The 21,913-nt window shown below is 69.2% G+C and carries 21 protein-coding genes; 14 read left to right on the top strand and 7 right to left on the bottom strand.

Annotated features, from left to right (window positions below):
- The 3 genes from galT to AC1DBD_RS07945 all read left to right on the top strand — a co-directional run bounded on the left by galT (position 1) and on the right by AC1DBD_RS07945 (position 2,949).
- Entirely contained in the window at positions 1-1,143 is a 1,143-nt protein-coding gene (galT, locus tag AC1DBD_RS07955) for a galactose-1-phosphate uridylyltransferase (RefSeq protein ID WP_441419095.1), read from the top strand.
- Positions 1,140-2,321, top strand: a complete 1,182-nt coding sequence (gene galK, locus AC1DBD_RS07950; RefSeq protein ID WP_441419094.1) for a galactokinase — start codon at positions 1,140-1,142, stop codon at positions 2,319-2,321. Before galT ends, galK begins: the two co-directional genes overlap by 4 nt.
- A gap of 100 nt (positions 2,322-2,421) precedes the next feature.
- A complete protein-coding gene (locus AC1DBD_RS07945; protein WP_476893460.1) occupies positions 2,422-2,949 on the top strand; it encodes a hypothetical protein in 528 nt (175 codons plus the stop codon).
- A 30-nt stretch (positions 2,950-2,979) separates the two neighbouring features.
- Here the strand turns inward: AC1DBD_RS07945 and AC1DBD_RS07940 are convergent, their stop codons facing one another.
- Positions 2,980-3,666 carry a GntR family transcriptional regulator gene (locus tag AC1DBD_RS07940; RefSeq protein WP_476926361.1) on the bottom strand — a complete coding sequence of 229 codons (687 nt, stop codon included), beginning with the start codon at positions 3,664-3,666 and terminating at the stop codon, positions 2,980-2,982.
- Positions 3,667-3,774: 108 nt separating this feature from the next.
- Here AC1DBD_RS07940 and AC1DBD_RS07935 point away from each other — a divergent pair, with 108 nt between their 5' ends.
- The 5 genes from AC1DBD_RS07935 to AC1DBD_RS07915 all read left to right on the top strand — a co-directional run bounded on the left by AC1DBD_RS07935 (position 3,775) and on the right by AC1DBD_RS07915 (position 10,031).
- Positions 3,775-4,548 carry a LamB/YcsF family protein gene (locus tag AC1DBD_RS07935; RefSeq protein ID WP_476893459.1) on the top strand — a complete coding sequence of 258 codons (774 nt, stop codon included), beginning with the start codon at positions 3,775-3,777 and terminating at the stop codon, positions 4,546-4,548.
- 95 nt (positions 4,549-4,643) lie between these two features.
- Positions 4,644-6,005, top strand: coding sequence for an MFS transporter (locus AC1DBD_RS07930; RefSeq protein ID WP_476981789.1), 1,362 nt, complete (start codon positions 4,644-4,646; stop codon positions 6,003-6,005).
- 30 nt (positions 6,006-6,035) lie between these two features.
- Positions 6,036-7,742 carry a 5-oxoprolinase subunit B/C family protein gene (locus tag AC1DBD_RS07925; RefSeq protein WP_476981904.1) on the top strand — a complete coding sequence of 569 codons (1,707 nt, stop codon included), beginning with the start codon at positions 6,036-6,038 and terminating at the stop codon, positions 7,740-7,742.
- Positions 7,742-9,523, top strand: coding sequence for an acetyl/propionyl/methylcrotonyl-CoA carboxylase subunit alpha (locus AC1DBD_RS07920; RefSeq protein WP_476981788.1), 1,782 nt, complete (start codon positions 7,742-7,744; stop codon positions 9,521-9,523). The genes AC1DBD_RS07925 and AC1DBD_RS07920 overlap by 1 nt, the downstream gene beginning before the upstream one ends.
- A 211-nt stretch (positions 9,524-9,734) precedes the next feature.
- Positions 9,735-10,031 (top strand): antibiotic biosynthesis monooxygenase family protein, encoded by a 297-nt coding sequence (locus tag AC1DBD_RS07915; protein ID WP_476981787.1) that lies wholly within the window; start codon positions 9,735-9,737, stop codon positions 10,029-10,031.
- 14 nt (positions 10,032-10,045) lie between these two features.
- Here the strand turns inward: AC1DBD_RS07915 and AC1DBD_RS07910 are convergent, their stop codons facing one another.
- The 3 genes from AC1DBD_RS07910 to AC1DBD_RS07900 all read right to left on the bottom strand — a co-directional run bounded on the left by AC1DBD_RS07910 (position 10,046) and on the right by AC1DBD_RS07900 (position 12,367).
- Complete coding sequence (locus AC1DBD_RS07910) at positions 10,046-10,645, bottom strand: DUF6919 domain-containing protein (RefSeq protein WP_476981786.1); 600 nt, start codon at positions 10,643-10,645, stop codon at positions 10,046-10,048.
- 221 nt (positions 10,646-10,866) lie between these two features.
- Positions 10,867-11,877 carry a bile acid:sodium symporter family protein gene (locus tag AC1DBD_RS07905; protein WP_476981785.1) on the bottom strand — a complete coding sequence of 337 codons (1,011 nt, stop codon included), beginning with the start codon at positions 11,875-11,877 and terminating at the stop codon, positions 10,867-10,869.
- A gap of 70 nt (positions 11,878-11,947) precedes the next feature.
- A complete protein-coding gene (locus tag AC1DBD_RS07900; protein WP_476909607.1) occupies positions 11,948-12,367 on the bottom strand; it encodes a MerR family transcriptional regulator in 420 nt (139 codons plus the stop codon).
- A 174-nt stretch (positions 12,368-12,541) separates the two neighbouring features.
- Here AC1DBD_RS07900 and AC1DBD_RS07895 point away from each other — a divergent pair, with 174 nt between their 5' ends.
- Positions 12,542-14,065, top strand: a complete 1,524-nt coding sequence (locus tag AC1DBD_RS07895; protein WP_476981784.1) for a SulP family inorganic anion transporter — start codon at positions 12,542-12,544, stop codon at positions 14,063-14,065.
- A 24-nt stretch (positions 14,066-14,089) separates the two neighbouring features.
- Here the strand turns inward: AC1DBD_RS07895 and AC1DBD_RS07890 are convergent, their stop codons facing one another.
- Positions 14,090-14,383, bottom strand: a complete 294-nt coding sequence (locus AC1DBD_RS07890; RefSeq protein WP_441419084.1) for a DUF4287 domain-containing protein — start codon at positions 14,381-14,383, stop codon at positions 14,090-14,092.
- A gap of 128 nt (positions 14,384-14,511) precedes the next feature.
- Here AC1DBD_RS07890 and AC1DBD_RS07885 point away from each other — a divergent pair, with 128 nt between their 5' ends.
- Complete coding sequence (locus AC1DBD_RS07885) at positions 14,512-14,952, top strand: protein-tyrosine phosphatase family protein (protein WP_476893453.1); 441 nt, start codon at positions 14,512-14,514, stop codon at positions 14,950-14,952.
- Between the two features lie 37 nt (positions 14,953-14,989).
- Here AC1DBD_RS07885 and AC1DBD_RS07880 read toward each other — a convergent pair whose 3' ends face one another.
- Complete coding sequence (locus tag AC1DBD_RS07880) at positions 14,990-16,096, bottom strand: GTP pyrophosphokinase (protein WP_476893452.1); 1,107 nt, start codon at positions 16,094-16,096, stop codon at positions 14,990-14,992.
- Between the two features lie 206 nt (positions 16,097-16,302).
- On the opposite strand from AC1DBD_RS07880, the gene AC1DBD_RS07875 reads away from it, so the two are divergent.
- The 4 genes from AC1DBD_RS07875 (at position 16,303) to nhaA (ending at position 20,694) form a co-directional block, all read left to right on the top strand.
- Positions 16,303-17,097, top strand: coding sequence for an alpha/beta hydrolase (locus AC1DBD_RS07875; protein WP_476981783.1), 795 nt, complete (start codon positions 16,303-16,305; stop codon positions 17,095-17,097).
- 79 nt (positions 17,098-17,176) lie between these two features.
- The gene (locus tag AC1DBD_RS07870) at positions 17,177-18,568 is read left to right on the top strand and encodes a TrkH family potassium uptake protein (protein WP_476981782.1); all 1,392 of its coding nucleotides are present in this window, start codon (positions 17,177-17,179) and stop codon (positions 18,566-18,568) included.
- Complete coding sequence (locus AC1DBD_RS07865) at positions 18,561-19,256, top strand: potassium channel family protein (protein ID WP_476893449.1); 696 nt, start codon at positions 18,561-18,563, stop codon at positions 19,254-19,256. The genes AC1DBD_RS07870 and AC1DBD_RS07865 overlap by 8 nt, the downstream gene beginning before the upstream one ends.
- Before the next feature lie 76 nt (positions 19,257-19,332).
- Complete coding sequence (gene nhaA, locus AC1DBD_RS07860; RefSeq protein WP_476981781.1) at positions 19,333-20,694, top strand: Na+/H+ antiporter NhaA; 1,362 nt, start codon at positions 19,333-19,335, stop codon at positions 20,692-20,694.
- A gap of 17 nt (positions 20,695-20,711) precedes the next feature.
- Here nhaA and AC1DBD_RS07855 read toward each other — a convergent pair whose 3' ends face one another.
- Positions 20,712-21,905, bottom strand: coding sequence for an MFS transporter (locus tag AC1DBD_RS07855; protein ID WP_441419177.1), 1,194 nt, complete (start codon positions 21,903-21,905; stop codon positions 20,712-20,714).
- Between the last annotated feature and the right edge of the window lie 8 nt (positions 21,906-21,913).

Genomic DNA, 21,913 nt, shown 5'->3' with positions numbered 1-21,913 from the left:
ATGACCAGCAGCACCAGCCGGGAAGATGCCCCCGCATCGCTGACGGCGGTCAGCAGCACGCGCCTCGCCGACGGGCGGGAGCTGCTCTACTTCGACGACGGCGCGCGCGCCCAGCAGCGCCGCACGGAAGACTCCCGGGCGCTGCCCGAGCGGGGCCCCTCCGGTGAGCTCCGCTTCGACGCGCTGACCGGGGAGTGGGTGGCGGTGGCGGCCCACCGCCAGCACCGGACGCACCTGCCGCCGGCGGACGAATGCCCGCTCTGCCCCAGCACCCCGGACCGGCCCTCGGAGATCCCGGCGCCGGACTACGACGTCGTCGTCTTCGAAAACCGTTTCCCCTCGCTGGGGCCAGACCTCGCCGCCGCACCGTCCTCGCCCGGCTGGGGAACCCGCGGGACTGCCGGCGGCCGCTGTGAAGTGGTGGCGTTCACCCCTGACCACACCGGCGCTTTCGCCGATCTGGGCACCCGGCGGGTCCGCACCGTGATCGACGCGTGGGCGCACCGTACCGAAGCCCTCAGCGCGCTGCCCGGGGTCCAGCAGGTGTTCTGCTTCGAAAACCGCGGCCAGGACATCGGCGTGACCCTGCACCACCCGCACGGGCAGATCTACGCCTACCCGTACCTCACGCCGCGGGCCGCGGTGATGGCCAGGGCCGCCGAGGCCTTCCTCGCGGACACGGGACGGACCCTCACCGGGCACATCCTGGCCGGCGAACGGGCCGACGGCTCGCGGATGCTGGTCGAAGGCGAGCACTTCAGCGCCTATGTGCCGTTCGCGGCGCGCTGGCCGCTCGAAATCCACCTCGTCCCGCACCGCCAGGTGGCCGACCTCGCGGCGTTGAACGGTGCCGAACGCGACGAGCTGGCCGTGCTGTATCCGGACCTCCTGGGCCGCCTCGACGGTCTCTACGGCACCCCGACGCCGTATATCAGCGCCTGGCACCAGGCTCCGGTGGACCCGGTCCTGCGCCGCTCCGGATACCTCCACCTGCAGATCACCTCGCCACGCCGGGCCGCGGACAAGCTCAAATTCCTCGCCGGCTCCGAGGCCGCGATGGGCGCCTTCATCAACGACACCACACCGGAACAGGTCGCCGCCGCGCTGCGGGACACCGTCCCGGGCAGGACAGGAACGCCATGACACCGACGGAAACCGCGGGACCCGCCGTAAAGCTTGCCGACGCCTTCACCGCGCACTTCGGGCATGCCCCGGACGGGCTGTGGCAGGCTCCGGGCCGGGTGAACCTGATCGGCGAGCACACCGACTACAACGAGGGCCTGGTTCTACCGTTCGCGATCGACCGGGCGACGACGGTCGCGGTGGCCGCACGCAATGACCGCCGCGTGCTGCTGGCATCCGCCTTCGCCGGGGCGGCGCCCGTCGAGTTTGACCTGAACACCTTCGACCCCGCCACCTTCGCACCCGGGCCAGCGGGGGCTTGGTCCGCCTACCCGGCCGGCGTTGCCTGGGAGCTCGGGCGGGCCGGGGTTTCCGTCCCGGGCTTCGAGCTGTTGGTGTCCTCGGACGTCCCGGTCGGCGCGGGGCTTTCCTCGTCGGCGGCGCTGGAGTGCGCCGTCGCATCCGCCCTCGCCGAGCTCGCCGGGGCGAAGTTGGGCGCCACCGAGTTGGCGGACGTCGGGCGGCGGGCGGAGAACAACGTGGTCGGAGCCCCCACCGGGATCATGGACCAGTACGCCTCGATGCTGGGCGCCCAGGACTGCGCGGTTTACCTGGACTGCCGCGACGGAAGCTTTCGCCGGGTACCGCTGGGACTGGAGGGGGCCGGCCTGGTGTGCCTGGTGATCGACACGAAGGTCTCGCATGCCCATGCCAACGGAGGCTACGCGGCGCGGCGGGCCTCCTGCGCCCGGGGTGCCGAGCTGATGGGCGTGGGTGCCCTGCGGGACCTCGACGTCACTGATCTAACCCGCGCCGAAAGTATTCTCGACGGGGAAACCTTCCGGAGGGTCCGCCACATCGTCCACGAAAACGACCGCGTGGCACGGACCGTCGCGTTGCTGGAGAGCCGGGGCGCAGCGGCGATCGGCGAATTGCTGGACGCGAGCCACCGCTCCATGCGGGACGACTTTGAGATTTCCTGCGCGGAACTGGACCTCGCGGTGGACGCCGCCCGCGGCGCCGGGGCCATCGGCGCCCGGATGACCGGGGGCGGGTTTGGCGGCTCCGCCATCGCGCTGGTTCCCGCGGCCGAAGCCCGGGGAGTGGAAGAGGCCGTGCTGCGGGCCTTTGCCGGGCAGGGATTCGGGGCGCCGGAGATCTTTGCCGCGCGCCCCGCCGCGGGAGCCCGGCGGCTCTGAGCCGGGGGTCTGTCGCGGAACCCGCGGGGCCTTCCGGAAGCCCCTCCCCGGGCGTAACCTGTGCGCACTTGCAGGACGCTAGTTGATGGAGGTGGGCACAATGTTGGACAAAAAGCAGGTGCTGGGAGTCGGGGCAGGAGACCTGCAGTTCGCGGTTTCACGGGAGACCGCACGCATCATGCGGGAGGCCAAAGGCGACCGGCTGAAGGCAACCAAAATCATCCTGGACAAGCTCCTGGAGATGGGGCTGATCACGGAAGCGGACCTCCCGGTCCTGGTCCGGATTTGTGAGGAAGGATTTGCCGCCAGCTCCGGCAAGAAGGAGGCATCCGCGGCGTACCACGAGGTCCGGAAATCCTATGACCAATTGCTCCTGCAACCAGGTGCCAGCCCGGTAGCGCTCGCCTTCGCATCGGCGTCGGCCGGCTCCTATCTGTCCGGCGACGTTACGGAGGACGGTGGCGGAGGCAGCACCGGCGTTGTCTACAAAAAGTCCGGCGGGAACTGGCAGGAGACCTTGGCGGGGGCGGGCGCCGCGATCGGCGGCATCCTCGGGGGGGCCGCTGGTGCCGGGCTTGGCACCATCATCGGCGGAGTGGCCGGCAAGATCGTGGACGAATGCCTGTGACATCCGCCTGACGGCCGCCGCCCGGGGACCTCACGCGCCGTGGACGGCGCTCTGCTTCTGTTCCGAGCGGTCGAGGTAGGCCAGCAGGAGCTCCGCTGCGCGGTCAGGCTCGCCGGCTTCCAGTGCGGCGCAGATGTGCTCGTTGTCGTCGAGGTAGCTCCGGTAGAAGTGCGCGTCCACGGTGGCCTTGTGGAAGAACAGCCGCATCTCGGCGAGAACCTGCGACATGATCGTGTCTAGTCGGCGGCTGCCAGCCAGCGCCACGATCGCGCGGTGGAAGTGCTGGTTGGCGGTGCCCAGAGCCTCCTCGTCGTCGGCGGCCGCCGCGGCCTTGCCTTCCTCGACCGCGGCACGGACCGCGGCCACCCGCTCCGGAGTGCCTCCGCCGCGCAGGGCTGCGACCTCGACGGCGCGCCGCACCGTGTACACATCGTGGATGTCGCCGGGGGCCAGGCTGGCCACGAACACTCCGCGGTTGGGCTGCCGGACCACCAGGCGCTCCGCGGCCAGTTCGGCGAAGGCCTCCCGCACGGTGTTGCGTGAGACGCCCAGGTCTTCGGCAATCGTCGACTCGGTCAGCCGGGTGCCCGGCAGCAGCACTCCGTCGGCCAGTTGCTGGCGGAGTTCGGCCGCGACCCGGTCCGCCACGGAGGGGACGGCGATGCGCAGCCGCGCGGCGGCCGCCAGGGCGCGCGGGCTGGCTTCGGAAGTCGTCATAGTGCCGAATGTACACGATTGTCCAAAACGGGAATCGTCGGATTGTTGAACAATCCCACGGGATAGTGCATCCTAAGAGGGGGCCAAGCACTGAGACGAGGATCACAAATGGCACACACCGGGCTAAACACCATCGACCTGAACAGCGACGTCGGCGAGTCTTACGGACGCTGGAGCCTCGGTGACGACACAGCAATGTTCCGCTCCGTTTCGAGCGCCAATGTGGCCTGCGGCTTCCACGCCGGAGACCCAAGCGTCATCCGGCGGACCTGCCGCGAGGCGGTCGCCGCCGGCGTCAGGATCGGCGCCCACGTCGGCTACCGCGACCTGGCCGGCTTCGGTCGCCGCTTCCTCGACATCGATCCGAACGAGCTGGCGGACGACGTCGTCTACCAGATCGGTGCGCTGCAGGCCCTGGCCGCCGCGGAAGGCGGCCAGGTCAGCTACGTCAAGCCGCACGGCGGCCTGTACAACGCGATCGTCGCGCACACCGCGCAGGCGCGGGCCGTCGTCGACGCGGTGAAGTCCGTGGATCCGAACCTGCCCATCCTGGGCCTGCCGGGCTCGGAAGTGCTTCGCCTGGCAGAGGCGGCCGGGATCCGGGCGGTTACCGAAGCCTTCGCGGACCGCGCCTACAACCGCGACGGCACCCTGGTTTCCCGCACCCTCCCCGGAGCCGTGCTGCACGACCACACCGAGGTCACCGAACATGTCCTCCGGATGGCCACCGATTCAGCCGTCCGCACCATCGATGGCTCCATCCTGAAAATCCGGGCCGAAAGCATCTGCGTCCACGGCGACTCCCCGGGAGCCGTAGCCATGGCAGCCGCGGTTCGCGAAGCGCTTAGCGCTGCCGGCATCGGCACCGCCTCATTCATCTAGGAACACCAACAGCCTCACCGGCGCTGCGTCTTGAGCCCGGCGCGACTTCAGCACACCCACCCAGCACAGGCAGCACCCGCATCTGGAGGAACATCATGACCGCACCGCACCAGGCCGCCCCGGCCGCAAGCAAGAGGCCCGGCAAGAGGCCTGGCAAGAGGAACCTGCCCCCTGGCGCCCTCAAGGCCTACATCGCAAGCCTCACCGGCACCTCGCTGGAGTACTACGACTTCGCGATCTACTCCGTGGCGTCGGCGCTGATCTTCCCCAAGATCTTCTTCCCGGTGGGCGACGAGCTGGTCGGCCTGTTGCTGTCCTTCTCCACCTTCGCCGTCGGCTACCTGGCCCGCCCGATCGGCGGCGTCATCTTCGGCCGGCTCGGCGACAAGATCGGCCGCAAGCACGTCCTGGTGGTCACACTGATGCTTATCGGCGTCGCCACGGTGCTCATTGGCGCCCTCCCCGACTACTCCGCGATCGGCGTCGCGGCTCCGGCGATCCTGGTGCTGCTGCGCCTGGCGCAGGGCATCGGCGTCGGCGGCGAATGGGGCGGAGCCGTCCTGCTCTCCAGCGAATTCGGCGACGCCCGCAAGCGCGGCTTCTGGTCCTCGGCAGCCCAGATCGGCCCGCCGGCCGGCAACCTGATGGCCAACGGTGTGCTGGCCCTCCTCGCGGCAACCCTCAGTAACGAGGCGTTCCTGTCCTGGGGCTGGCGCGTGGCCTTCCTAGCCTCCGCCCTGCTGGTGGTCTTCGGCCTCCTGATCCGACTCAAGCTCGAAGAAACCCCCGTCTTCAAGGCCATCCAAGCCCACGGCGAGGCCCCCAAGGCCCCCATCAAAGAGGTCTTCACCAAGGAACCCCGCGCGCTGCTGGCAGCCGCCCTGTCCCGCATCTGCCCCGACGTGCTCTACTCCCTCTTCACTGTCTTCGTCGCCCTCTACGCCACCAAGCAGCTGGGCATGACCACCGGCAACGTCCTCGGCGCCATCCTGATCGGCTCGGCTTTCCAGCTCGCCCTGATCCCGGCCGCCGGCGCGCTGACGGACCGCTTCAACCGCCGCCTCGTCTACGGCATCGCCGCCGTTGGCACGGCCCTCTACATCCCGCTGTTCTTCCTGATGATCCAAGGCAAGTCCGTGCTGATGCTCACCATCGGCGTCGTAATCGGCCTTGCCTTCCACGCGGTCATGTACGGCCCGCAGGCCGCCTACATCACCGAGCAGTTCCCGGCCCGGCTGCGCTACGCCGGCAGCTCGCTGGCCTACACCCTCGCCGGCGTGATCGGCGGCGCCATTGCCCCGCTGGTCTTTACGGCGCTCTACGCCGCCACCGGCAACTGGTTCCTGATCGCGGGCTACCTCGCGGTCTCCGCCGTGGTGACGGTGGTAGGCCTGGCGATCGGCCGGAACCCGCAGACAGCCGAGGAAGAGCGGCTGCTGCAGGAAGCCCGCGCCTAAACGGCGCGGACCCTGGAGACGGCGGCAATGATGGAGACAGCAATGGAAACGGTGGCAGCGCGGCAGGCGGCCGTCCACAAAGTGAACGCGGTGCGGGCGGTGGGCACCCGCGCGGTGCTCGCAGAACTCACCGGCACCGAAGGCGTGCTGGCGCTGCAGGCGCTGCTCCTTGAGCACCCGTTGCCCGGGCAACTGGACGTGCTCGCCGCCGCCGAAACCGTCATGGTTACGGCCGACTCGCCCGTCGCCGCCCGCCGGATCGCCGCGCAGCTGCTGCAGCTCGACCTCACCGCCCCGGTGCAGCGCGACGGCGGCCTCGTGGTCATCGACACCGTGTACGACGGCGCGGACCTCGCCGAAGTGGCGGAGCTGACCGGGCTCGGGATCGAGGGCGTGATCGCCGCCCATTGCCGCCAGCAGTGGACGGTGGCCTTCGCCGGATTCGCCCCGGGATTCGGCTACCTCGTCGGGGAGAACGAAGTCCTCAACGTTCCCCGCCGCAGTTCCCCGCGCACCGCCGTTCCCGCAGGTGCCGTGGCGCTGGCCGGAACGTACTCGGCCGTGTACCCGCGCCGCTCACCCGGCGGCTGGCAGCTGATCGGCCACACCGCCGCCCGGATGTGGGACCTGGACCGCGAGCAGCCCGCCCTGGCCGCGCCCGGCCACCGGATCCAGTTCCGCGCGGTCCGGGAGACGGTGGCGCTTGCCCCGGAACCGCAGCCCGAGACCCCCGCGCCGGAGGTGACTTCGGGACTCCGGATCGTCTCGCCCGGCCTGCAGAGCCTGATCCAGGACCTCGGACGCCACGGCCACTCCGGACTGGGTGTCTCCGCCGCCGGCGCCCTGGACCGCGCCTCGCTGCGCCGCGCCAACCGCCTCGTCGGCAACGCGCCCGGCGCAGCCGGTATTGAGACAGTGGCGATCGAGACCGTCGCCGGCGGACTTACGGTCCAGGCCGTCGGGGACCAGGTCCTGGCCGTCGCCGGGGCGCCGTCGGAACTGGCCATCACCACCCCGGGCCGCCCTGACGCGGAGCCCGACCGCCGTACCGTGCCGATGGCCACGCCCTTCGCCCTGCTTGACGGCGAGACGCTCAGCATCGGCGCGCCGGAGAGCGGCTTCCGCAGCTACCTCGCGCTCCGCGGCGGAGTGGATGCCGCGCCGGTCCTCGGCAGCCGGTCCACTGACACGATGTCCGGGATCGGCCCGGCGCCGCTGGCCGCGCGGCAGCTCCTGCCCTCGGGCGGCGACTCCGAGTCCGGCGTCGTCGGCCACCCGGAACTGCAGCCCGAGTTCCCCGGCACCGGGGTGACCGTGCTCGACGTCGTCCCCGGCCCCCGCGCTGACTGGTTCGACGCCGAGGCGCTGGAGTCGCTTACCGCCCAGGAGTGGCTGGTCAAGCCGCAGTCCAACCGGGTGGGCATGCGGCTCGACGGAACACCGCTGCGGCGCACCCGGGGCGGGGAGCTGGCCAGCGAAGGGACCGTCGCGGGTGCGCTGCAGATCCCGCCCGAAGGCCTGCCGGTGCTCTTCCTGGCCGACCACCCCATCACCGGCGGCTACCCCGTGATCGCCGTCGTCGTCGACTCGCAACTGGACCTCGCCGCGCAGGTCCCGATCGGCGGCCGGATCCGCTTCCGCTGGGCGGACTCCGGCACCACCGGCCCCGCCACCTCCGACCACACCCCCGCCGACATCCCCGCCGAACAAGCCCCCGACGAAGAAGTGAGTAACTGATGCGCAAGGTCCTGATCGCCAACCGCGGCGAAATCGCCGTCCGGATCGCCCGGGCCTGCGACGACGCAGAGCTGGCGTCCGTCGCCGTCTACGCGGACATTGACGCCGATGCGGTGCACGTCTCCGCGGCGGACGAGGCCTTCGCCCTGGGCGGCAATTCGCCCGCCGACACCTACCTGAACATCCCCAAACTGCTGGCCGCGGCCGCCGAATCCGGCGCCGATGCCATCCACCCCGGCTACGGCTTCCTGTCCGAGAACGCCGAGTTCGCCCAGGCCGTCCTCGACGCCGGACTGACCTGGATCGGGCCCGCGCCCGACGCCATCCGGCTGCTTGGCAACAAGATCACCGCCCGTGAAACCGCCGTCCGCGCCGGGGCGCCCCTCGTGGCCGGCAGCGACGGCCCGGTCGGTTCCGCCGCCGAAGCCCGCGCCTTCGCCGAGCAGCATGGACTGCCGATCGCGATCAAGGCGGCGTTCGGCGGCGGCGGCCGCGGCATGAAGGTGGTCCGCGCGCTCGACGAAATCGAGGAGGCCTTCGACTCCGCCGTCCGCGAGGCCGTCGCCGCCTTCGGCCGCGGCGAGTGCTTCGTGGAGCGCTACCTTGACCGACCCCGGCACGTGGAGGCCCAGGTCCTGGCGGACACCCACGGGAACGTCGTCGTCGTCGGGACCCGCGACTGCTCGCTGCAGCGCAGGCACCAGAAACTCGTCGAGGAAGCCCCCGCACCTTTCCTCACGGAAGAGCAGACCGAGCAGATCTACCAGGCGTCCAAGGCGGTCTGCCGGGAAGCCCGCTACTCCGGCGCCGGCACGGTGGAATTCCTCGTCGCCGCCGACGGCACGGTCGCCTTTCTGGAGGTCAACACCCGCCTGCAGGTGGAGCACCCCATCACCGAGGAAACCACCGGGATCGACCTGGTGCAGGAGCAGTTCCGCATCGCGGCCGGGGAGCTGCTGCGGCTCACCGGGGACCCGGCACCCCGCGGCCACTCCTTCGAATTCCGGCTCAACGCCGAGGACGTGGGCCGCGGCTTCCTCCCCTCGCCGGGTACCGTGACCGGGTTCTCCGGCCCCACCGGCCCGGGGGTCCGGCTCGACTCCGGCGTCCGCTCCGGCTCGTTTGTCCCGCCGCAGTTCGATTCGCTGCTGGCCAAGCTGATCGTCACCGGCGCGGACCGGCAGCAGGCCCTGCGCCGCGCCCGCCGCGCCCTCGCGGAACTCAGCATCACCGGGGTGGCCACCGTGCTGCCGTTCCACCGGGCCGTGCTGGAGTCCCCGGACTTCACCTCCGAGGCCGGGCTGGGAATCCACACCCGCTGGATCGAAACCGACTTCGCTGACCGGATTCCGGCCGACCCCGGCTACAGCACCACGGCGCCCGACGGCGAACGCCGCACCATCACGGTCGAGGTCGACGGCAAGCGTCTCGCCGTCGGGCTGCCGGCGGATTTGCTGGACGGCTGGGCGCGGTCCGGCCGGGCGCTGCCTGCCGGAGTTTCGCTTGGGGGCTCGCCGGAGGGCTCACCGGGGACCGCGTCCGACGGCGGCGCTGCCGCGCCCGCGGATCCGGGGGAACTGCGGGCCCACATGGCCGGGACCGTGGTGAAGTGGCTCGTCGCGCCGGGGGCCGAGGTCGCGGCGGGAGAACCCGTCGTCGTGCTCGAAGCGATGAAGATGGAAACCCAGGTCGCCGCACACCGGGACGGAACGGTGACCGACGTCCGCGCCGAAGCCGGCGGCCTGGTCACGGCCGGAGCGGTGCTGGCGCTGATCGGGTAGCCGCGGGACATGCCCACCTCCCGGGCCGGCGGGTGGACATAGTGCCACTATGTCCAACCCCGGCGCTCAGGGCTGGGCATGCTCGTCCGTCGAGCGGGCCGCCTTCCGAGCTTTCGGCCGCACCGCCGGGCAGTCCGGCCCTACCGCCACGCGCGTCCCGGGAACATAATCGGCGGTATCAACCCCGTACGGAGAATGGAAGGCGGCAGCCATGTCTGTCTACACGCTTGGAATCTGGCTGGTCCACCCGGGACGCGAGAATGATTTTGTCCAGGCCTGGCGGGATTTGGCGAGGAAAACGCAGGAGGACTATCCCAACAACAAGGCCGTGCTGATGCACGACCATGACGTCAGGAACCGGTTCATCAGCACAGGCCCGTGGGAATCACTCGAACAGATTGAACAGTGGCGGGCATCAGCCACCTTCACCCAGGGCGTGGACGCAATGCGCGAGATGCTGGAGCACTTCGAATCGCGCACGCTCGACGAGGCAGCCAGCATCGGCTGAGGCAGCCGCCGTCGTCAGCCCAACGCCAGCGCGTCCAGCACGGCCGCCAGCAGCACACCGTCCCGGCCCCAGACGGGGTCGAAAATCTCGACGTACCAGGACTCGGCCAGCACCAGCGCCAGCGATTCGTTGGCCTCGGCGGACCAGTCTTTGAGCTGGTCCGCTTCGATCGGGCTTTCGCTGGTGCCCAGCACGGTAACGATCTCGGCGTCCCGCAGTGTCACGGGAATCGAGGCGCGGCTCATTTCCCCCGGGGCGTGTGCCACCGTCACCAGCTCCGTCCGCGAGGAGAGGTCCAGGAGGCTGCCCGCCGACTCCGGGGTGCAGTAGCCCGTCACGTAGGCCCGCTGGACGTTGCCGCCCTCGCGGAGCCCGGGCTGCGACTCCTTGGTGAACAGCCCGTTCCGGTTGAGTGCCGCCAGCTGGCCGGCGATCGCCTCCGTCTCCGCATCGATGCCGGGGGTGAACGTTCCGGGCTGGTACTGGCTCCGGCCCTCCAGCCAGCGTGCCGTCAGTTCGCCGGCTGCTGGGATCGTGGTGGCCTGCCGCCAGACCTGCCGGTCCGCCAGCAGCCTGCCGAAGCTGTCCCGTTCAGTTGTGTACTGGTCGTCCATGAGCGAGTTCCACCTCCCTGCCGTGCATTGAATCCGGTCTACTTCATCCTGCTGACCCCGGGCTTCCACCGCAAGGCAGGTTTCGCGCCGCGTCACGCAACGGCTGCCGGAGCATCGACGTCCGCTCGTCAAACGTCGATTGCTCCGTAACCGCCGTTATGAGGCTTGAAAACGGCGGTTACGGAGCAATCGATGGGAACCGGGAAGGGCCCCGGCAGGAATCAGGCGTCGCGCAGCGGGCGCCGGGCCAGCCAGGCGGCCACGATGGCGCCGGAGATGTTGTGCCAGAGCGAGAACACGGCCGACGGCAGGGCCGCCAGCGGGCTGAAGTGGGCCGTGGCCAGCGTCGCCGCGAGGCCGGAATTCTGCATTCCCACCTCGAAGGCCAGGGCGCGCCGGGCCTTGTCGTCCAGGCGTCCGAGCCTTCCGGCCAGGTAGCCCAGGCCCAGGCCGAAGCCGTTGTGCAGCACCACGGCGAGGAAGACGATGCCGCCGGCGGCCACGATCTTGTTCGCACTGCCCGCCACCACGATTGCCACAATCAGCGAAATGACCACGGCGGAGGCCCAAGGCAGCGCCGGAAGCACCTTGGCGACAACCTTCTTCAGGAACAGGCGGGCCAGCAGGCCGGCGACTACCGGCAGCAGCACGGTCTTGACGATGTCCAGCACCATGCCTGCGGCGTCGATCTGAAGGTAGGACCCGGCCAGGAAGAGCACGAGCAAAGGCGTGACGATCGGGGCGATCAGCGTGGACACGGAGGCGACGGCCACCGAGAGGGCCACATCACCCTTGGCCAGGAACGCCATCACGTTCGACGCCGTGCCCGACGGGGCGCAGCCGACCAGGATCAGGCCGACGGCGAGTTCCGGCTCAAGGTGCAGTGCCTGGGCGATCAGCCACCCGGCGCCGGGCATGATGACGTAGTGCGCCACGATGCCCAGCACCACGGCCCAGGGGCGCTTCGCCACGGAGGCGAAGTCCGGCGGGGTCAGGGTCAGGCCCATGCAGAACATGATGATGCCGAGCAGGTACGGCACGCTCGGAGCGAGCGGTTTGAAGGCGCCCGGCAGGAGGAAACCGGCGACGCCGGCCACCACCACCAGGAGCGGGAAAACGGTGACCGCAATGCGGGCGATCTTCGCCTCGGCGGCGAGGGCCGGATTATCCGGGGTGGCCGCGTCAGTGCGGGACTCCGGTGCGGACTGTGGGGATTTGGTTGCCTCAAGCATCCAAGCATGGTGCCACCAGCGTCCGCCATGCGGCCACTTTATGACCAATCGGCGGACGAGTATGTCAGATTTAAAGCCCCGGTGCCGGGCTAGCGGGGTTAGGCGACGGGGTTCGCTGGCCCAGCATGGCGATGAACTCCTCCGCCTGGCGCAGGTTGCGGGCCATCTTGGCGCGCTGGTGTTCGGCCCGTTCCAGGAATTCAGCCAGCCGGGCGTCGGCGCCAGCAGTGTCAGCGGGGCCGGCGGCCTCCGTATTTAGCAGGCCCAGGATTTCGGCCATCTCCTCGAGGGAGAAGCCCAGCGGTTTCATTTGCTTGATCAGCATCAGGCGCGCGGCGTCAGCCTCGGAATAGACCCGGAAACCGCCCCCGGTGCGGGCCGTCGCGGGGAGCAGCCCGACGTCGTCGTAATGGCGAATAGTGCGCAAGGACAGTCCGGTGCGTTCTGCCAGTTCGCCGATGTGCATGGTGCTGCGGCTTGCGTCCGTCAATGGGGCCCCTTCCTTCGTCCGATTGAAACTCTACCATCACGTTAGGGTAGGGTTTGTGGGGAGTGGTGCGACCGCCAAGGCCGGTCCCGCTCCCTGCCGGCGCAGTGCTGCGCCCCCGCATTCTTCGCAACTGAGGGGCCCTGCCGCGCCTCCTGACCCTGAACGGAGCCAGCGATGGCCGTCAAAACCGCCGGGAATTCCCCGGCCTTCACTCCCGAACAGCTGCAATCGGTCCGGGGCGCCCTGCTGTCCCCTCGGCGGCTGAAGACAGAGGTCCTGGGCGGACTCGTCGTCGCGCTGGCCCTGATCCCGGAGGCGATCGCCTTCTCGATTATCGCCGGCGTCGATCCGCGAATCGGGCTCTTCGCGTCCTTCACCATGGCCGTCACCATCTCCTTCGTCGGCGGCCGGCCGGCAATGATTTCGGCTGCGACCGGAGCCGTCGCCCTGGTGATCGCCCCGCTGGTGAAGTCCCATGGGCTGGACTACCTAGTCGCCGCGGTGATCCTGGCCGGCCTGTTCCAGATCATCCTGGGACTCTCCGGGGTTGCCAAGCTGATGCGCTTCATCCCGCGCTCGGTGATGGTGGGCTTCGTCAATGCGCTGGCCATCCTGATTTTCCTCTCGCAGTTGCCGGAGTTGATCGGCGTCCCGTGGCTGGTCTACCCGTTGACGGCGCTGGGGCTGCTGATCGTGTTCGGGCTGCCCAAGCTCACCAAGGCAGTCCCTGCCCCGCTGGTCGCCATCGTGGCGCTGACGCTCATCACGGTGTTCGCCGCCGTCGCCGTCCCTACCGTGGGGGACAAGGGCGCACTGCCCGATTCGCTGCCCGCGCTCTTCATCCCGAACGTGCCTTTCACGCTCGAGACCCTGCAAATTATCTTCCCATTCGCCCTCGCCATGGCCTTCGTGGGGCTGCTCGAATCCCTGATGACCGCCAAACTGGTCGATGACATCACGGACACCCGCTCGCACAAGACCCGGGAGGCCTGGGGCCAGGGCGTGGCAAACGTCGTCACCGGGTTCTTCGGCGGCATGGGTGGCTGCGCAATGATCGGCCAGACCATGATCAACGTGAAGGCCTCCGGCGCCCGCACCCGGATCTCCACCTTCCTGGCCGGTGTCTTCCTGCTGATCCTGGTGGTGGCCTTGGGCGGCATCGTCTCGCTGATCCCGATGGCCGCGCTCGTTGCTGTGATGATTTTCGTCTCCGTGGCCACCTTCGACTGGCACAGTATCCGTCCGCGGACCCTGAAAATGATGCCCAAGAGCGAAACCGCCGTCATGGTCGCCACCGTCATCGTCACCGTCGCCACCCACAACCTGGCGATCGGCGTCGGCGTCGGGGTGCTGGTCGCGATGGTGATGTTTGCCCGCCGGGTCGCTCACTTCGTTACCGTGCACCGCACCGTGGCAGAGGTCGACGGCGGCCCCGTCGCCACCTACCGGGTCGACGGGGAACTCTTCTTCGCTTCCTCAAACGACCTCTATACCCAGTTCGAGTACGCCTTGGACCCCCAGCGCGTGGTCATCGACCTGCATGCCTCACATCTGTGGGATGCCTCCACCATCGCGGCGCTGGACGCCATCACCGAGAAGTACCACCAACACGGCAAGGACGTGTTGGTCGTCGGCCTCAACGACGCCAGCGTCCACATGCGCGAACGCCTCGGCGGCAAGCTCGGCGCCGGGCACTAGGAACCGGGCACTAGGAACCGGGCGCTACGAGGACGGCTTGGACGCCTTCCCGTCGAGCCAGAGCGTGTCAGACTCGTCGCTGTGCGCGCCGGTGGCGCCAACGTGCTTGCTGCTGATGCCGGGGCCCTGCCGGATGACGTGGACGAGTGCCATCCCGTGGCCGCGGCCCAGCCCGTAATCCGTCTTCAGCCAGTCGAGGATCTCCCCGGCCTGCGCGGGCGCGTCCGCGAAGCCCTTCTGCCGGGCGAGCTCGAGGAGCTGGCGGGGAGTAAGCCCGGTCTTGTCCTCGATCGTGTCGAGGTACGCCTGGAATGACATCCTTGGATTCCCTTCAGCGGTTCTTGAGTTCCGGCCACTCTAAGGACCGGGATCGGTTACCGCCAGACCCGTCTGGCCCTAATTTGGGGTCCTTCAACCGGGTACCGGGAGGGGCTACGCTCGGGACTATGGCGCAGACATGGGAACCGGGTCAACCCGGTGTGCTCAGTCTTCCTTCCGGACGCCTGATCCGTGGCCGGGGCCTGCTGGCGCCGTTCCCGTCCGGTCCACGGCCCGAATTCGGCTTGTACCTGCTGGGCAGTCGCCCGCATCCGACGGAGTGGGACTCCCGCTGGGTCCGCTGGCGGGACCTGCATGTTCCCGCCGACGACGCCGATGCCCTAGACGCCTTCCGGGAGGCGTGGCGGCGCGCGGAGACGGAGCGGGTCGAGGTGGCCTGCTGGGCAGGCCGGGGCAGGACCGGCACCGCTCTTGCCTGCATCGCGGTGCTCGACGGCGTCCCGCCCGCCGAAGCTGTCGCCTTCGTGCGGCGGAACTACCGGCGCACCGCCGTGGAGACGCCCTGGCAGCGTCGCTACGTCAGGCGCTTTGGCGGGGCAGTTTCCTAAGCCGCAAACGCATCGGCGAGGCGCCGATTCCCCAGCCCTAGCCCTGCGTCAGCCGGTAGCGCTCGATCTGCTTGAGCCGGCGCAGCAGGCTGTCGCGCCGCGGGTGCGGGACGGCGTCGGCCGGTTCCGCGGTGAGGTCGATGTGCGCCGTTCCGTACTGCCACAGCAGCAGGTCGTCCAGCAGCCGGTCTGGGCCGGGGGAGTAGCGGTGGTCCAGGGCCTTACGGACCTCGGTGATCCGGTTGGCGCTGAGCAGGCCCGCGAGCTGCACGGTCTGGTTCAAGCCGTGCGCGGCCATCAACTCGGCGGCCCAGCCCCAGTCGTCGTCGACCTTGCGGTCCACGTGCGGCAGCAGTGTCCGCCAGACGTCCCGGATCCGGTTCGGGGTGAGCTGCGCGGCGCCCTCGCCGTCCATGTCCCAGTAGCTGCGGACCTCCTCGTAGCGCTCATGCAGGTCCGCGAAGGCGCCCTCCACGGTCTCCAACATGGCGGCCGTGGCGGTGAACTGGCGGTCGAAATGCGGGGTCCATGCCCGCGGATCCTCGGCCTTGAACCGGATGTCGTGCTCAATTTCGCTCCAGGCGTGCGCGAAGACCGTCCGGATCTGGCATTCGAAGAAGTAGCTGCCGTTGGGCTGCGCCTCTGGGTTGAAGGCCTGCTGGTACTCCTTGACGGCATCATTCTGGATGGTCCGCAGGATCAGGTGCCGGCTGGAGTAGCCGTAGGTTCCGGACTCGATCGAGCCGATGTCCTTCTCGCGGTCGCCCCGGCAGTCGAAGAGCTGGCGCTGGCGCTTGATCAGGTTGGCGACGACGGCGTTTTCGGCCGGGAGCTTGGTGATGACGCGGATGCCGACCATGTCATTGAGCGTGCGGAACGGGTCCGGAAATTTCAGCACCGGCGGCCCGCCCGGCTCCAGCGGTTCCTCAATGCGGGAAATCTTCTCGCGGAACGACTCCACCGTCTTGGTCCGGCCGGTCACGAACAGCGGTGTCACCTCCGTGCCCTTGAGCATGGCACGCAGCGTCAGCAGCACTTCGCGGGTGACCAGTTTCAGGGCAGGACGGACCCGCTCATAGAGTTCCACGTTGTCCTGCACGGATTCGCGCAGCGCGGGGTCAAGGCGCTCCCAGTTGCTAGCCATGGGCCTAGCTTACGGCGCAGCTGTGACAGCCAGCCCGGCCCGTCACCGTGTGGCGGCAATACAGCGCCGGCTTCAACGGCGCCGCGCGGCGCCCAAGGTAGGCTCTGCAGATGGCTGATGTGCGGCGTCGGACTCTATTGGCGGCCGCAGCGGCGGCGACACTGGGGGCGGTCGCTGCCTGTTCACCGGGCCCCAAGGAGGACACAGTGAAGCGGCAGAAGTACCACTACGGCGACGACCCGAGCCAGTGGGGGGAACTCTTCCTCCCGGACGCGGCCGAGCCCAGGGGCGTGGTCGTGGTGATCCACGGCGGCTATTGGCGTTCGCAGTACGGCGCCGAACTCGGCGAACCGCTGGCCAAGGACCTCGCTGCGCACGGCGTGGCCGCCTGGAACCTGGAGTACCGGCGGGCCGGCAACGGCGGAGGCTGGCCGCACACTTTCGCGGACATCCTCGCCGGAATCGACAAGCTGCGCGACATCGCCGACGAACACGGCCTCGGCCTGGACCGCGTCGTCGCGCTCGGCCACTCCGCCGGCGGGCACCTGGCCGTCTGGGCGGCCGGCCGCAGCCGGCTTGGCCAGCTCGGCGCCCCGGACGCGGACCGCCAGCTGCAGCGCAAGGACGACGACGGCGCGGTGCACCTTACCGGTGTCGTCAGCCAGTCCGGGCTGCTGAACCTGGCCGAGGCGGAGCGGCTCAACCTGAGCAACGGCGCGGTGAGCAACTTCCTGGGCGGTTCCTCGGAAAAATACCCCAAACGGCATAAGTTCGCCGACCCGATGAGCGCCGTGCCGCTGCGGGTTCCGGTGTACGCCGTGCACACCACCGAGGACGATACTGTGCCGATGAGCCAGTCCGAGGCCTACTCGGCCGCGGCCAAGGCCTGCGGCGCCCCGGTCCAGTTCCTCAGGGTCCCCGGCGACCACTTCGCGCTGATCGACCCGAAGGCGGCCGCCTACCGGAAATGCCGCGAGCTCGTGCAGCAACTGCTGGGCTGAACCGGCCGAGGCGGCCCCGGGGAGCGGCCACCCGAATAGGCCCGGCGAAGCAGCCCGGCGCCGGTGATAGCGTGGCCCCATGCATGTGAAAGTTCCCGCGGTGCTCCGTGCCCCCGTGGCGGGCTTCACCAGGTTCGCGCGCGCCTTCGCGCCCAGCCATCCCGCCCAGGTGATCGTCCTGGGCTTTGCCGGCGCCGTCGCCGCAGGGACCGGACTGCTGTCCCTGCCGGTGGCGAAGACCGGCGACGGCGGGGCCACCTTCCTGGAAGCCCTCTTCACGGCCACCTCAGCCGTTTGCGTGACAGGCCTGAGCACCGTGGACACGCCCGTGTTCTGGAGCGGCTTCGGCCAGGTGGTCATCCTGGTGCTGATCCAGATCGGCGGGTTCGGCGTGATGTCCTTCGGCACCCTGCTCGGGGTCCTGACCGCCCGTCGGCTGGGCCTGAAATCCCGGTTGTCCGCCGCCGCGGAGACCAAAAGCACCGGTTTCGGCGACGTCCGCGGGGTGCTGGTGGGGGTCCTCGGCATCAGCCTGATCGTGGAAACGCTGTTGGCCGCGATTCTCGCGGCCCGCTTCATGGCCGGCTACGGCTACCCGCCCGGCGAGGCCATATGGCGTGGCATCTTCCATGCGGTGTCAGCCTTTAACAACGCCGGCTTCGCCCTGTATTCGGACAACCTGATGGGGTTCGTCGGCGACCCCTGGGTGTGCCTTCCGATTGCCGCGGCGGTGATCATCGGCGGCCTTGGTTTCCCTGTCCTCTTTGAACTGGTCCGGCAGTACCGGCGCCCGATCTTCTGGGGCATGAACACGAAACTGGTCCTGGTCGGCTCGGCGGTGCTACTCACCGGCGGGACCGTTTTCCTGACCGCGGTGGAGTGGACCAACCCGGCCACACTCGGCGCGCTGCCGGCCGGTGACCGCGTGCTCGCCGGCTTCTTCCAGTCCGCCATCACCCGCACCGCCGGCTTCAACAGCATCGACATCTCGCAGATGCATCCCGTGTCCTGGCTCGGCATGGACATCCTGATGTTCATCGGCGGTGGCCCGGCCGGAACCGCCGGCGGCTTGAAGATCACCACCTTCGCCGTGCTCTTCTTCATCCTCAGCACCGAACTCCAGGGCGGCACGGCCGTGAACATCTTCGGGAAACGGCTCTCCCGGGCCGTCCACCGCCAGGCGATCACCGTGGTGCTCCTCGCGATCGCCCTGGTGGTCGGATCCACCATGTTCCTGATGCTCATTACCGACTTTGGCCAGGAGCGGATCCTTTTCGAAGTTGTCTCCGCCTTCGCGACGGTGGGCCTGTCCACGGGCATCACCGCCGCCATGCCGCCGGCCGGCCAGCTGGTCCTGATCCTGCTAATGTTCGTCGGCAGGCTGGGGCCGGTGACCCTCGGCGCCGCCCTCGCGTTGCGCGAACGGCCCCTGCTTTACGAATTCCCCAAGGAAAGGCCGCTCATTGGCTAAGAACATTTTTGCCGCCCGCACTGCGGCCGCCAGCACCAAGGCGTCCTCGGTGGTGGTCATTGGGCTCGGCCGCTTCGGCGGCTCCCTGGCCCTGGAGCTCGAGGCCCAGGGGACCGAGGTCCTCGGGGTGGACGCCAGCGAGGAAATTGTCCAGTCCTTCAACGGGCGCCTCACCCATGTGGTCAGGGCCGATTCGACTAAGGAGGAGGTGCTGCGCCAGCTGTCCGTGCACGAGTTTGACCGCGCGGTGGTGGGCATCGGCTCCGACATTGAAGCCAGCATCCTGACCACCTCGCGGCTGCTGAAATTCCAGCGCCCGCAGATCTGGGCGAAGGCAATCAGCGAGCCGCACGCCGAAATCCTCGCCCAGCTCGGCGTCGAGCACGTGATCCGGCCTGAGCATGACATGGGCAGGCGGGTGGCCCACCTGGTCCTCGGCTCCATCCTCGACTACGTGGAATTCGAGGACGATTTTGTGATGATCCGGACGGGCCCTCCGGCTATCGTCCGGGACCGCCCGCTCGGGGTCGTGGGACTGCGGGAGAAATTCGGCGTGACCGTGGTGGCCGTCAAGCGCCCCGGCGGGATCTGGGGCCACACCACGGCGCAAACGGTCCTCTATGAGGAGGACCAGATCATCGTCCAGGGTGCCAAGTCACAGGCGGAACGATTCAGCACGATGCCGTAGGCAAGTAGACTGGGATCTGGTGCGCCGGGAAGTCTGGTCGGCATAGTTCAGTCGACCCAAATTTTAGGACTTCCGCATGAGCCACACACCTCCTCCCGCGCCCCAGGCCGGCACGCCGCGCCTGACCATCTTCGGTCGCGGCAGTTACGCCGAATCCCTGCGCATCGGCGAAATCCTCCGAAAGGAAACCGTCGGCGGAGCCCTGCTCGTGTTCGCGGCCGTCGCCGCGCTGATCTGGGCCAACTCGCCGGCGTCGGAGAGCTACTTTGCGCTCCGCGACTTCAAGATCGGCTACGAACCCTGGCACCTGGACCTCAGCCTGGGGGCCTGGGCGGCCGACGGACTGCTCGCCATCTTCTTTTTCCTGGTCGGCCTGGAGCTCAAGCGCGAGTTCGTGGCCGGCGATCTTCGCCAGCTGGACAAGTCGATCGTGCCGGTCGCCGCGGCCGCCGGCGGGGTGATCATCCCGGCGGTGATCTACGCCGTCGTCAACCTCGGCAGTCCGGAAACGCTGCGCGGCTGGGCGATCCCCACCGCCACGGACATAGCCTTCGCCGTCGCGGTCCTCGCGATCATCGGCTCGCACCTGCCGAGTGCGTTGCGGATCTTCCTGCTCACCCTCGCCGTGGTGGATGACCTGATCGCCATCACCATCATTGCCGTGTTCTACTCCAGCGACCTCCAGCTTGCCCCCCTGCTGCTGGCCCTGCTGCCGCTGGGCGTGTACACCTACCTGGCGCACCGGTACCGCCGCTTCTTCGGGCTGAAGGCCCCCGCGGCGTGGTTCATCCTGCTGCCCCTCGGCCTGGCCACCTGGGCCCTGGTGCATGCCTCGGGCATCCACGCGACCGTGGCCGGCGTCCTGCTCGGCTTCGCGATCCCGGTGCTGCGCTCCCAGGCCAGCGGGGGACCGGAAGCCGGACCGGGGCTTTCGGAAATCTTCGAGCACCGGTTCCGGCCGATCTCGGCCGGCGTCGCGGTGCCGGTCTTCGCCTTCTTCTCCGCCGGCGTTGCCGTGGGCGGCTGGGGCGGGCTGGGCTCGGCGCTGGCGGACCCGGTCGCCGTGGGTGTCATCCTGGCCCTCGTCCTGGGCAAACCGGCCGGCATCCTGGGCACCACCTGGCTGCTCACCAAGGTAACCAAGGCGCGGCTGGACAACTCGTTCAAGTGGATCGACGTGTTCGGCGTCTCGATCCTGGCCGGGATCGGCTTCACCGTGTCGCTGTTGGTAGCGGAGCTCAGTTTCGGCAATGGCAGCGTCCATGACGACCACGCCAAGGTCGGCATCCTGGCGGCGTCGTTGCTGGCCGCCCTGCTGGCGAGCGTGGTGCTCCGCACCCGCAACCGGCAGTACCGGCAGGCGGAGGAAGAGGAGCGGCGGGACTCGGACAATGACGGGATTCCCGACGTCTACCAGGAGGGCGGCGCGGAGCGCTGAACCTGCGCGGGCCGGTGCTAGGCGTGGTGGTCGGTGCCGCGCATCCGTACCGCGACGACGAGCCCGGACGCCGCCGTCAAAGCGGCGACGACGGCGATCGCCACCGGAATGCCGTAGGCGTCCGCGAGTATCCCGGACAGCAGCGCGCCCACGGCGAAGCCGCCGTCGCGCCACAAGCGGTAGATGCCGACCGAACGCGCCCGCCACTGCGGGTGGGCCACATCGCCGATGGCCGCCAGCAGGGTGGGGTAGACCATCGCCGTGCCCACGCCGAGCAGGACGGCCGCGAGGAGCCAAATTTCGAAGCCATGGCCGGCCGCCACGATGGCCAGGCCCACGGCCTGGATAAACATGCCGCCCGCGATCAGCCACTTGCGCCCCAGCCGGTCTGAGGCGGCGCCGGTGATAAGTTGCACCGCTCCCCAAACCGCCGGGTATACCGCGGCGAGGATGCCGATGCGCTCGATCGAGAGGCCGGCGCCGGCGAAGAGAACCGGGAACAGGCCCCAGGCCAGGCCGTCGTTGAGGTTGTTGACCAGCCCGGCCTGGCTCACCGAGGAGAGCGAGCGGTCCCGGAAGCTGGTCAGGGTAAAGATTTCGCGGGTGCTGAGCGCCGCGCCGGCACCGCTGTGCGCGTCGACGTGGTTTGCGGCCTCGGTTTTCGCATGGTGGTGCGTTTCCTTGACGGCGAGCACGGACAGGCCGAGCCCCAGGGCGATGTAGGCGGCGCCGAGCAGGAACGGCGCCGGCCGCAGGCCGTAGGACGCCGCGAGGTAGCCGGTAACCAGGGCCGTGCCGGCCACGCCAAGGTAGCCCGCGGCCTCGTTGAATCCCATCGCGAGGCCGCGCCGGTTCGGGCCGACCAGGTCCATTTTCATGACCACCGTGGTGGACCAGGTAAGGCCCTGGCTGATGCCCAGGATCACGTTGGCGGCCACGATCCAGGACCAGCTGGTGCCGAAGATCAGCAGCAGCGGCACGGGCAGCGCGATCAGCCAGCCGGCCACCAGCACCGGCTTGCGCCCATAGCGGTCCGAGAGCGTCCCGGCGAAGTAGTTGGTGGCTGCCTTGGCCAGTCCGAAGGCCAGGACGAAAGTCAGGGCGCTCGTGTATTTGTCGAGATGGAACACGTCGCTGGCGAGCAGCGGCAGCACGGTGCGTTCCTGGCCGAGGGTGCCCCCGACGAGGGCGTTGACCGCAACGAGCAGCATGAACTGGG

The organism is Arthrobacter sp. 10T419 (assembly GCF_056394105.1).
This window is presented reverse-complemented; position numbering and strand designations above follow the sequence as displayed.

What these genes read in the sequence shown, in the direction of transcription:
- galT (WP_441419095.1), top strand. Translation starts at nt 1, where the DNA reads ATGACCAGCAGCACCAGCCGGGAAGATGCCCCCGCATCGCTGACGGCG.
- galK (WP_441419094.1), top strand. Translation starts at nt 1,140, where the DNA reads ATGACACCGACGGAAACCGCGGGACCCGCCGTAAAGCTTGCCGACGCC.
- AC1DBD_RS07945 (WP_476893460.1), top strand. Translation starts at nt 2,422, where the DNA reads ATGTTGGACAAAAAGCAGGTGCTGGGAGTCGGGGCAGGAGACCTGCAG.
- AC1DBD_RS07940 (WP_476926361.1), bottom strand. Translation starts at nt 3,666, where the DNA reads ATGACGACTTCCGAAGCCAGCCCGCGCGCCCTGGCGGCCGCCGCGCGG.
- AC1DBD_RS07935 (WP_476893459.1), top strand. Translation starts at nt 3,775, where the DNA reads ATGGCACACACCGGGCTAAACACCATCGACCTGAACAGCGACGTCGGC.
- AC1DBD_RS07930 (WP_476981789.1), top strand. Translation starts at nt 4,644, where the DNA reads ATGACCGCACCGCACCAGGCCGCCCCGGCCGCAAGCAAGAGGCCCGGC.
- AC1DBD_RS07925 (WP_476981904.1), top strand. Translation starts at nt 6,036, where the DNA reads ATGGAGACAGCAATGGAAACGGTGGCAGCGCGGCAGGCGGCCGTCCAC.
- AC1DBD_RS07920 (WP_476981788.1), top strand. Translation starts at nt 7,742, where the DNA reads ATGCGCAAGGTCCTGATCGCCAACCGCGGCGAAATCGCCGTCCGGATC.
- AC1DBD_RS07915 (WP_476981787.1), top strand. Translation starts at nt 9,735, where the DNA reads ATGTCTGTCTACACGCTTGGAATCTGGCTGGTCCACCCGGGACGCGAG.
- AC1DBD_RS07910 (WP_476981786.1), bottom strand. Translation starts at nt 10,645, where the DNA reads ATGGACGACCAGTACACAACTGAACGGGACAGCTTCGGCAGGCTGCTG.
- AC1DBD_RS07905 (WP_476981785.1), bottom strand. Translation starts at nt 11,877, where the DNA reads ATGCTTGAGGCAACCAAATCCCCACAGTCCGCACCGGAGTCCCGCACT.
- AC1DBD_RS07895 (WP_476981784.1), top strand. Translation starts at nt 12,542, where the DNA reads ATGGCCGTCAAAACCGCCGGGAATTCCCCGGCCTTCACTCCCGAACAG.
- AC1DBD_RS07890 (WP_441419084.1), bottom strand. Translation starts at nt 14,383, where the DNA reads ATGTCATTCCAGGCGTACCTCGACACGATCGAGGACAAGACCGGGCTT.
- AC1DBD_RS07885 (WP_476893453.1), top strand. Translation starts at nt 14,512, where the DNA reads ATGGCGCAGACATGGGAACCGGGTCAACCCGGTGTGCTCAGTCTTCCT.
- AC1DBD_RS07880 (WP_476893452.1), bottom strand. Translation starts at nt 16,096, where the DNA reads ATGGCTAGCAACTGGGAGCGCCTTGACCCCGCGCTGCGCGAATCCGTG.
- AC1DBD_RS07870 (WP_476981782.1), top strand. Translation starts at nt 17,177, where the DNA reads ATGCATGTGAAAGTTCCCGCGGTGCTCCGTGCCCCCGTGGCGGGCTTC.
- nhaA (WP_476981781.1), top strand. Translation starts at nt 19,333, where the DNA reads ATGAGCCACACACCTCCTCCCGCGCCCCAGGCCGGCACGCCGCGCCTG.
- AC1DBD_RS07855 (WP_441419177.1), bottom strand. Translation starts at nt 21,905, where the DNA reads ATGCTGCTCGTTGCGGTCAACGCCCTCGTCGGGGGCACCCTCGGCCAG.